The 8,278-nt window shown below is 45.0% G+C and carries 9 protein-coding genes; 7 read left to right on the forward strand and 2 right to left on the reverse strand.

What is annotated here, in order from left to right; translation table 11 throughout:
• Positions 1-141: 141 nt before the first annotated feature.
• Positions 142-1,437, forward strand: coding sequence for a DEAD/DEAH box helicase (locus tag F8L24_RS04375; protein ID WP_294952266.1), 1,296 nt, complete (start codon positions 142-144; stop codon positions 1,435-1,437).
• Positions 1,438-1,450: 13 nt separating this feature from the next.
• On the opposite strand, the gene F8L24_RS04380 is transcribed toward F8L24_RS04375, so the two are convergent.
• A complete protein-coding gene (locus tag F8L24_RS04380) occupies positions 1,451-2,476 on the reverse strand; it encodes an aldo/keto reductase (protein WP_294952270.1) in 1,026 nt (341 codons plus the stop codon).
• A 127-nt stretch (positions 2,477-2,603) separates the two neighbouring features.
• On the opposite strand from F8L24_RS04380, the gene F8L24_RS04385 reads away from it, so the two are divergent.
• The 6 genes from F8L24_RS04385 (at position 2,604) to F8L24_RS04410 (ending at position 7,704) form a co-directional block, all read left to right on the forward strand.
• The gene (locus F8L24_RS04385; protein ID WP_294952273.1) at positions 2,604-3,371 is read left to right on the forward strand and encodes a hypothetical protein; all 768 of its coding nucleotides are present in this window, start codon (positions 2,604-2,606) and stop codon (positions 3,369-3,371) included.
• 61 nt (positions 3,372-3,432) lie between these two features.
• Entirely contained in the window at positions 3,433-5,274 is a 1,842-nt protein-coding gene (locus tag F8L24_RS04390) for a mechanosensitive ion channel family protein (protein ID WP_294952276.1), read from the forward strand.
• 43 nt (positions 5,275-5,317) lie between these two features.
• The gene (locus F8L24_RS04395) at positions 5,318-5,761 is read left to right on the forward strand and encodes a hypothetical protein (RefSeq protein ID WP_294952279.1); all 444 of its coding nucleotides are present in this window, start codon (positions 5,318-5,320) and stop codon (positions 5,759-5,761) included.
• 13 nt (positions 5,762-5,774) lie between these two features.
• Positions 5,775-6,506 carry a hypothetical protein gene (locus F8L24_RS04400; RefSeq protein WP_294952282.1) on the forward strand — a complete coding sequence of 244 codons (732 nt, stop codon included), beginning with the start codon at positions 5,775-5,777 and terminating at the stop codon, positions 6,504-6,506.
• 58 nt (positions 6,507-6,564) lie between these two features.
• Complete coding sequence (locus F8L24_RS04405) at positions 6,565-7,236, forward strand: hypothetical protein (RefSeq protein ID WP_294952285.1); 672 nt, start codon at positions 6,565-6,567, stop codon at positions 7,234-7,236.
• Between the two features lie 36 nt (positions 7,237-7,272).
• Positions 7,273-7,704 (forward strand): hypothetical protein, encoded by a 432-nt coding sequence (locus tag F8L24_RS04410; protein ID WP_294952288.1) that lies wholly within the window; start codon positions 7,273-7,275, stop codon positions 7,702-7,704.
• Between the two features lie 50 nt (positions 7,705-7,754).
• Here F8L24_RS04410 and F8L24_RS04415 read toward each other — a convergent pair.
• Positions 7,755-8,278: ABC transporter permease (locus F8L24_RS04415; RefSeq protein ID WP_294952291.1), on the reverse strand; the 524-nt coding region annotated here is incomplete at its 5' end.

An 8,278-nucleotide genomic window follows, 5' to 3' on the forward strand; every position in this document is an offset into this window, starting at 1 on the left:
TATCGGTCAACTCTCAAATATTCCCTGATCAACGGGAAGAGCTGTTCTCTTGAGGACATTTCATAGAAAATCAAAACATTAACTCAGCCTAAGACCGACCTATATGATTTTATACGGTAGGCTCGTTCACAAGGTATTATTATGTCATTCACCACACTGGGGTTGTCAGAACCTCTGCAAAAAGCAGTAAAAGAACAGGGCTATACAGAGCCTACACCTATTCAGAAACAGGCTATTCCTGTGATTATCCAAAAAAAAGACGTACTCGCGGCGGCACAGACGGGCACCGGTAAAACAGCCGGTTTTACACTGCCTCTTCTTGAAAGACTGGCACAGACGGAACCTCATATGAAAAAGCAGCAGATCAGAGCACTGGTGCTTACACCGACACGCGAACTGGCAGCACAGGTAGCCCAAAGTGTCAAGCTTTACGGAAAATATACACCCTATAAGTCGACTATGATCTTTGGCGGTGTGGGCATCAATCCGCAGCTTGCAAGCATTCGCAAAGGGGTAGATATCGTTATCGCAACACCGGGAAGACTGCTTGATATCGCCGGGCAGAAAGGTATTGATTTCTCTGCGTTGGAAGTACTCATACTTGATGAAGCAGACAGAATGCTCGACATGGGCTTCATTCATGACATTAAAAAACTGATGAAAATGATGCCCCAGAAAAAACAGACGCTGCTTTTTTCTGCTACTTTCTCACCAGAGATCAAAAAACTTGCTTCGGGACTGCTGAATCATCCGAAAACTATTGAAGTGGCACGTCAGAATACGACTGCTGAGCAGATCAGTCAAGTGGTGCATTATGTGGATAAGCATCGAAAGAAAGAATTGCTTTCCCAGCTCATCAAGACAAAAAAGTGGGAGCAGGTACTTGTGTTTACCCGTACCAAACATGGTGCAAACAAGCTGACCAAACAACTCGAAGAATCCGGCATTACGGCTGCTGCAATCCATGGAAATAAAAGCCAGGGAGCAAGGACAAAGGCTTTGGCGAACTTTAAAGAAGGTAAAACGCGTGTACTGGTGGCAACCGATATCGCTGCGAGAGGTATAGATATTGACCAGCTGCCCCATGTAGTAAACTATGAACTTCCCAATGTACCTGAAGATTATGTGCATCGTATTGGTCGTACAGGACGTGCAGGTCAGAGCGGTGAAGCTGTTTCCCTGGTCTGTGTCGATGAACATAAACTGCTTTTTGATATTGAGAAACTGATCAAATCGGAAATCAACAAAGTGCATATTCCGGCCTTTACACCGGACCCGAATATCAAGGCCGAACCTATACAGAACGGCAGAGGCGGCGGACGGGGAAAAAATACCAAACGTCAGGGAAACAGCGGTACTTCGCACAATAACAGCAATGCCGGACGAAACAGCAGGAACAGAAACCGAAACGCAAACAGGTCAGGCAGGGATAAATAGGAACGTATCTTTTTCATCCCATCGGATAGAGAATATTCTCATGTACTTTGTCACAGGCTCTGAGTATTTCATCGGACAGTGTCAGATTCATGGCCGCGAGTGAGGCATCGAGCTGTTCTGCACGGGTGGCACCGATGATCGTAGAAGCAACGAAACTGAACTGTTTGGACCAGGCCGTAGCAAGTGTGATCGGATGCATGCCGGCATCTGTAGCGATCTTGAGATATTGTTGCGTCGAGGCCAGTGTTTTGTCATTCATAAAACGCTGTGCCATGGCACGCTGTCTCTGATGGGGTGACTTCAGGTAGTCGGCAAATCTTCCGTGTGCCTCTTCGGGTTTCATGGCCTGGTTGTATTTACCGCTGAGCACACCGCCTGCCAACGGTGAATAGGGCAGCAGGGAAACCTGTTCCTTTTCGCAAAGCATTGAAAGTTCATCCAAAAATCGGCGATTGAGCAGGGAAAAATTGTTCTGTATCGATTCGAACCGTGCCAACCCTTTGCAATGCGAGGTCATCAGTGCTTTGGTCGTACCGTAGGCAGTATCGTTGGAAGTACCGAGATACCGGACTTTCCCTGATCGTACCAGTCTGTCGAAAGCTTCAAGTGACTCCTCGATGGGTACGATCGTATCGGGCCAGTGCATCTGGTAAAGGTCGATGTGGTCGGTATTGAGTTTTTTCAAGCTGCCTTCTACCGCACGTTCGATGTGAAAACGGTCAATGGCGGTCAAACCATGGCGGATGGGAGGTACGAACCATCCGCTGGCAGCGCCGGCGACTTTGGTCGCCAGAATGATGGAGTCTCTGGGCTTTGTCTGCATCCATTCTCCCACCCATTGCTCTGTAATACCGGCAAGGTCTGCTGCCGGCGGGACAGGGTAGAGTTCCGCTGTATCGTAGAAGTTCACTCCGTGTGCATAGGCTTTGTCCATGATCCTGAAGGCTTCTTTTTTGTCGCACTGTGTCCCAAATGTCATCGTTCCCATGCAGATAGGGGAGACACGTAGTCCGGTTCTTCCTATATATCTGTACTGCATTGTCCACTCCTGAATTTTTTCACTATCATAGCATATTACTGTAGTGGCAATACATGGTATAATGTCATAATTATTGCATCGACTAAACATCTTGACTTTTGATGCGGTAATAAAAAGGAGCCTATAAATGCAGGATCGTTATGTAGCAGATGTAGGCGACTTTGGCAAGTTTCAGCTTTTCCGTTATCTTTTTGACCAGGAAGAGAGCCCTATGTCAGGGAAAACGCTTTCACAGATATGGTTTTTGCATGAAGGTGAGGGCGAAGAGAACAATGACGGAAGACATATAGACTATTTTGAACGCATGATGGGAAGCGACGAATATCTCGAAACCTCATTGATGGACCTGCTGATGCGCAACAGGCGTGAAGTGGAGGAGCTTGAAAAGCTCAAGCTCCTGAAAAATGCCCGCTTTTTTTACGACAAAGTACCCAAGGCACTCGAAGACCGCTATCTTTGGCTCAACAGGGCACTCATGTTCTCAAGCAGGTCACAGATAGTCGCTGTGGCGCCCGACAACGGTATGGCACTCAAATGCAAAAGGGCAGAGAAAACATTCGAATTCCTGACACTCTCTTCGCACTATGCACAGAAGGTCTATCCCCACAAATATATCTTTGCCGATGAGATCAGCTACTTTTACAGACTGCCGTACCTTGAAGTATGCATCGTATACCAGCACCTGGGACGCTGTTTCTCCCATGAGGAACAGATACGGTCATTGTTGTGCAGCATGAAGAACGAGTATCATGATGTATTGGCGATCAAACACAAGCCATACTCTCCGCGTGTCTTCTTTTTCCTATGCAAAAGCCAGGTGATCAAAGAGAGCCTTGAGCTGAGACTGCGTATGTTCGAAAAAGAATTCGGAGAGTTCTGGAAGCTTTACGTATGAGTACGATTGCTCTGTTCACTCCCATATCATATACTTTCAGACGATACACAAAGGACACTTTTTGAAAAAGCTACTTCTCCTGACCCTTCTCTTTACTTCGATACTCCTGGCGGGCACGACACTCGATACTTTCATCGACCAACAGATGAAAGTGGAAAAGCTGCTGCTCGAACAGAACCTGACAAAGAAGGAGAGGCAAACCATAGAAAAAGACCAGGACAGGGAATACCAGAGTTTTTTCCTGCAGTATGCGACCAATAAAAAAGAGCATCTCCTGGCATCGAACCCCTACAGGACACAGATAAGCAAACTCAAACTCCGCCTTAACAGAAACAAACAGAGAGGCAACAGGACGGCTGTGCTGAGGGATGAGGCGATCCTGCATGAGTACCTGGTCAGGAATATGATCAGAGGGGTTCTCACTGACGTACTGCGGCACACGGAAAACAAATCAAAAGCCTTTTACGAAGACAAGGTCGATGAGATACTCCTGAAACATTTTTCAGAGTACAAGCCTCTGGATCCAAAGATCTATAAGGTACTTGAAGCGAATGCAGACAAGGGGAGCAGTCTGATCAGAGAGATCCAGGAATCGGTAGAGCGCAACAAACTCCTCGCATCGGTGAGCAGGACCTTCAGCGCCAAACTGGTGGAGAATCGTCTGAATATCTATCGTACCGCGAGGCTCTCAGATGCGAAACTCTTCGCTTTTGCCAGCAAAGTGAACGCGTCTGCCCTGGGACAGCAGTTTAACCGCTACCTTACGCCATTTGGCCTTGACAGCAGCAAACTCACTGTATTTATCGTGGTTATTCTCTTCATTCTTCTGATACAGAAACTCATCTATCTGATCACGAATATCGTATTGAAACATTATGAAGTCAGTGAAGACGATGTCAATTACATCCATAGTCATATCACCAAACTGTTCAATATCATTGTAACACTCTTCATTATCCAGTTGATATTGGTCGTTTTTTTCGGTGTCGATACACAAAGCGTCATGATCAGCAAAGGCTTTGCAATACTCTATATTATCCTGTTCACCATTCTCATCTATCGGAGCAGTAACTTCCTTGTACATATGAGGCTTGAACACATACAGAGTAAGAAATACCTCAAAAAAGAGGTCGTGAACCTGGCTATAAAAAGCTTTAATATCGTTATGATACTGATTGCATTTATCCTCATTCTCTACATCCTCGGTGTTGACCTGACCGCCGTCCTTTCCGGTCTGGGTATCGGTGGTTTCGCCGTGGCATTCGCGGCAAAGGACAGCATCGCCAATATTTTCGGCTCCATCTCCATTCTGGCCGGGGATCTTTTCGAGCAGGGCGACTGGATAGAGATAGACAATATGGACGGTACGGTCGTCGAGATCGGCCTCAGGGCCACGACCATACGTACGTTTGACAATGCGCTCATCTCCATTCCCAACTTCAAACTGGTGAACGAAGGTATCAAGAACTGGAGCCGAAGAAGTATTGGAAGACGTATCAAAATGAAGGTCGGTGTCACGTATGAGTCCGATTTCAACGATATAAGAGAGGCGGTGGAAGATATACGCACCATGCTGAAGGAGCATCCCGGTATCGCGAATGAACGAACAAAGTTCCAGTCCTACTACAGGCAGCCGAAGATCATTTCGGCAGAGGATTTCAAAGGGGTAAAACGGACCACGCTTGTCTATATGGATGAATTCGCGGATTCATCCATCAACATTCTTATTTACTGTTTCTCCCGTTCGGTCGTCTGGCAGGAGTGGCTTGCTGTCAAAGAGGACGTCATGTACAAGATTGCTGAAATACTCAAAAAGTTTGACCTTGATTTTGCCTACCCGGCAATAACCGTTCATCAAGCCAGAGAAAAAGAAATTTGTGAAAAGAAATCTGAAGAGAAATAAGCGATTAATATATGATTTACACAAAGTAAGTAGAATACTGCTATTGAAAAAAAGACAGAAAGTGATGAACATGAAAGAAAAAATGATGATAAGTGCCATGCTGCTGTTTGGTACGACTTTGGCAGAGGCCTCCGTAGGGGAGCAGGAAGGGGTGTTCGTGTGGCCGGTTGTGCTCAGTGCAGCTCTGATAATACTTTTTTTGACCTACCTTGTCATTTTATATAAAAACAGAATAAAGCGTCAGAATGCACTGCTTGAGGAAAAAGATGAAAAGATCAAATGGTTCCGGGAAGTGTCAGCAAAAAATGAATACAACAGAACCAAAAAAGAACATGAACTGGAAAAACAGATTGTGGAGCTTAACCATACCGTAGAGATGCTTGAAAAAAAAGCCAAAGAGGGAACCAAAAACCAGGTCGTTGCAAAACTTGAGGCACAGCAGAACAAAAGAGCCAGACTGCTTGAACGTGCCGGTATGACGGTATAGGCTGGATAAACGGATGAATAAGACAAACCAATCAGCCGAATATAGTGACGCAGAAGACACACAAAACCATACGGAACACGAAGAATTAGCTCTTTCAGGCATGGGTAACCATAGTGAATATAGTTATCTTTCGCCTGCAGTATTGTCGACAACCGATATGCGTAATACCATTTCTCTGATTGCAAGAGAAATCGAAGATCGTTACAAAGAGGGTGTTTTTGCCTATATTGATGCGGTGGCGAACTATACGGAGGAAATCGAAAAACTTAAACACAAGATCCTGCTGCAAACCCAATTGAATTCCGAAGATGAAGCAGCATTGCAAAAATTTCAAAATGAGATATTTTTTGAAGAACGTACGCTCGAAAGACTCAATGAACAGTTTGCCCAAAAAGCCATTTCCATGGAAGAATTTAAAACTCAGTACAGCACTTTTATGGAAGAGGGGGCCCGACGCCAGATACTTTCAACAAAAGAGAAAGAGATTTTAGCGCTGAATGATGAGATAGAAGAATTTGAAATGAAACTGCTTGCGCAGGAGCTTGAACGTTTGAATCTGCTTGAAACACTGGAGCCGAAACGACAGGTACTTTTGGGTCTTGAAGAAGCGTTGGAAGCATTAGAGTGGAAGAAAAAACATTTTGAGTCTACACAGCTGCAGCAGATTCATGCGCTGCCTTCTGTGAAGGAAGTCTCCGCAGAGGAAGGGAATGAAGAAGATATTGTCGATACCAAAGCGTATTAACATCCCATTAACAAAACCAAAGTACCATTGTAAACCAACACTATAAAAAGGAAATCTTATGATCAAAAAACTGACACTTACTTCACTCACGGCACTCTCCCTGCTTCTTGTTACGGCACAGGCGGAAGGCGGCATGAAATGTGCTGCCGGAAAATGCGGTGCAGGTATGATGCAAAAGGGGAAAATGGGCGGAAATAAAATGGCTATGAAAAAGAAAATGATGAAAAAGAAAATGATGAGAAGAAAAATGAACTCGCCTTTTCTCATTAAGCACGGACTTCCCCATTTGACAAGAAGCGTAATGCAAAACTGGGATAATCCCGCATTTGCACTTACCGCTGAGCAGAAGACAAAACTTACTGCGGTCAGAAAAGAGACAATGGGAACCGTACTGAAGGTAAAGCCTGAAGTGATCGCACTGAGAAAAGAGATCGTACAGGCAAGTATGTCCGGTGCAAAAGCTGCTGACCTCAAGGCAAAAGTTGACAAACTGGCATCACTGGAAGCAGAAGCGACCATGGTTCATTTGAACTGTATAGAAAAAACAAAAGATATTTTGAGCAAAGATCAGCTCCTTTTCCTGCTTGCCAACAAAAACAAACATCATGGCGGAAAAGGGAATATGATGAAAAAAGGCATGGGTCAGGGCAAAGGTATGAAAATGAAGTGCGGTTCGGGAAAATGCGGTGCGGGTATGAAGCAGGGTACAGTCAAGATCGAGACACATTAAGTTTCATGTACTACAATAGTGTAAAGGAATATTATTATGCATAAACATCATTTTATCGGTCTGACCATACTTGTTTCTGTCCTGGCACTGAATCCGCTTGCCGCTACAGAACTGCAAAATACCATTCAGACCAAAACAAAGAGCAGTAAGCGCATTACAAAAAGTATTGCTTCTCTTTTACACCAGAGAGGACTCGATGAAGATGCGGCAGACAGGATCGCCGCATCATTCATGAATGGAAAAGAAGAGCTTCTCGCTCAGATGGCCGATAGGCTTACCTCTGTGGTAAGCCATGACGAGATTCTTGAACATCTCAGCAATGCCGCATTGCACAGAAAAGACGTCAGACTGGATTCCTATGACTATCTTGTCAGTATGGTGTCAGGGATCAGACAAAAAAAGTTGGATAAAAGTACTTTGGCACATTTGAACATCGTCGCAAAGTTAAACAGTCAACTGCTCGGATAGCACAGTCCGATCGCTTCGGGAACTTTATCTCTTCTTGGCAGTGGTACCTTTTATCTTTGGGAAAAGACAATACCCGGCTCCATGCTCAGCACAGGTCTTACGCTGATCAAAGCTGCGGTAATACTCACGATCCATACACCGAAAAATCCCAGCAGCGGTGCGAACCACATCATGCGAAACGGAAAATCCGCACTTGCAACACTCTCTCCTAACAGAGCACACACCCCTATTCCTATACCGCTTCCGATGATCACACCTATAAACGCCTGCGTGAACACCATCATTGCCAGTTGCCTATTGGATGCTCCCATCGCTTTGAGTACAGCATATTGTCTAAGGTTTTCGTATGTAAACATATAGAGCATGACACCGGTGACACCAAATCCGACCAGCATGGCAAGAATGACCATATTGATCATGTCGCCCACATCTTCGGAGTTTTTTAAATACCACAGCACGGTTTCTTTTTTAAAAGCATTGTCCGTAACAGCTTTCAGTCCTGTCTGCTTTGTAATATTTCTGGCTAAATCAGCGGCAGATATGTTTTTCTCTGCTTTTGCCATAATGAATGTAA

Origin of the sequence: Sulfurovum sp., from assembly GCF_015493435.1 — a bacterium.
Classification (GTDB): Bacteria; Campylobacterota; Campylobacteria; order Campylobacterales; family Sulfurovaceae; genus Sulfurovum.

Bases quoted from the DNA above. Each gene is read 5' to 3' on its own strand.
- F8L24_RS04375 (WP_294952266.1), top strand. From the start codon at position 142: ATGTCATTCACCACACTGGGGTTGTCAGAACCTCTGCAAAAAGCAGTA.
- F8L24_RS04380 (WP_294952270.1), bottom strand. From the start codon at position 2,476: ATGCAGTACAGATATATAGGAAGAACCGGACTACGTGTCTCCCCTATC.
- F8L24_RS04385 (WP_294952273.1), top strand. From the start codon at position 2,604: ATGCAGGATCGTTATGTAGCAGATGTAGGCGACTTTGGCAAGTTTCAG.
- F8L24_RS04400 (WP_294952282.1), top strand. From the start codon at position 5,775: ATGAATAAGACAAACCAATCAGCCGAATATAGTGACGCAGAAGACACA.
- F8L24_RS04405 (WP_294952285.1), top strand. From the start codon at position 6,565: ATGATCAAAAAACTGACACTTACTTCACTCACGGCACTCTCCCTGCTT.
- F8L24_RS04410 (WP_294952288.1), top strand. From the start codon at position 7,273: ATGCATAAACATCATTTTATCGGTCTGACCATACTTGTTTCTGTCCTG.